The 405-nt window shown below is 45.9% G+C and carries 1 protein-coding gene; it reads right to left on the bottom strand.

What is annotated here, in order from left to right:
- Positions 1-138 precede the first annotated feature (138 nt).
- Positions 139-405: hypothetical protein (locus HMPREF2781_RS12615; RefSeq protein ID WP_210386012.1), on the bottom strand; the 267-nt coding region annotated here is incomplete at its 5' end.

Below are 405 nucleotides of genomic sequence, written 5' to 3' on the forward strand. Positions count from 1 at the left end.
GTGGTTGAGTGAACGATTGTTTTGCTGCCACCGTTTGTTTAATCGGGTGGAGATACATCTTAACCAGAATGGTTGACTAACATTATTTAATAGTACGTGGTGCATTGTTGGGTGTCTGGGGCATTGTTCCCTGGTTGTTTAACCCACATGAGCTTGATGGTCGGAGTGCTTAATGTTCTGGTTGTTGGGCTGGTGTGGGGTGTTGTGTGAGAACTGTATAGTGGACGCGAGCATTAAACCATGTGCTTGCTGCTGATACGTGCTTTGTGCGTGTGTTGGTGGTGGGTTGTGGTTTGTGTGATTTCTTTGTTCTTTTGTGTTTTGTGTGTTCACACCAGCATTGTCTTCTGCTGCTTTTGTGGTGGTTGCCTTGTTGGTTGTGTGTTCGTTATTTAGGGCGCATGG

Origin of the sequence: Corynebacterium sp. HMSC062A03 (genome assembly GCF_001811145.1) — a bacterium.
In the GTDB taxonomy this organism is placed as follows: Bacteria; Actinomycetota; Actinomycetes; order Mycobacteriales; family Mycobacteriaceae; genus Corynebacterium; species Corynebacterium aurimucosum.